This is a genomic window from Arthrobacter sp. Y3223164, assembly GCF_059091005.1.
Window position 1 is genome coordinate 1 of sequence record NZ_JBNHGF010000705.1, and the last position, 803, is coordinate 803.

At 71.1% G+C, this 803-nt stretch carries 1 protein-coding gene; it reads right to left on the minus strand.

The window, feature by feature from the left end:
• Positions 1 to 16: 16 nt before the first annotated feature.
• Positions 17 to 685: an HAD family hydrolase gene (locus AC5RUJ_RS17515; protein ID WP_494128291.1), complete on the minus strand. Its 669-nt coding sequence runs from the start codon at positions 683 to 685 to the stop codon at positions 17 to 19.
• Positions 686 to 803: the final 118 nt, after the last annotated feature.

The following is an 803-nucleotide window of genomic DNA, read 5'->3' on the forward strand; positions in this document are numbered from 1 at the left end:
TGCCGCGCGCTGGCCGTCAGGCGCGCAGCAGGCCGCCGAGCGCGCTGTCCGTGAAGTGTTCGAGCAGGTCCTGCGGGTCCCGGTACACCTCTGCCGCACCGGCGTGGAGCAGGGTCGCAGCGGGGGTCCCGCCGCATTCGAGGCCGATGCACGGAATCCCGAGGTCTCCGGCCGCCTGGACATCCCACACGGCATCGCCCACGAAAACGGTGTCTGCCGGATGCAGGCCCGCCGCGTCCAGGGCCGCCTGCAGGATGTCCGGCGCCGGTTTGCTGTTCTCCGCGTCCGCGGAGCTGGTGGCGGCGGTGATGGACCCGTCGGCGTCGATCACTCGGCGCAACACTTCCAGCTCCGTTCCCTCGGCGGAAGAGGCCAGCACGACGGCCAATCCCTCCTCGGCGGACCGGCGCACCAGCTCACGGGCACCGTCGAAGCGGCGCAGGGAAGGCCAAAAGGTGGAGAAGACGGTTCCGTGGGCGGCCTTGAGGTCCTCGTCCCGGGACTGGTCGCGGTCCTCGTCGAGCAGCTGCGCGATGAGCCTGCCGCCGCCCATTCCCACGCAACGGTGGATGGCCGCCATCGGGACGTCGAGACCCGCCTGCCGGAAGGCCTGCCACCAGGCCAGCACGTGCAGGTAGTTCGAGTCCACCAGCGTCCCGTCCACGTCAAACAGCACGCCCTTCATGAGCACTCCTCCCGACGACGGCGATGGTTCTTTCGGCACCGGCCCGGGCACGGCGCCAATGTGTGCAGTCTAGCCGCTCGGGTCGCCGGGCCTGCCGTGGCCGGCCGCGGCTTCCGCC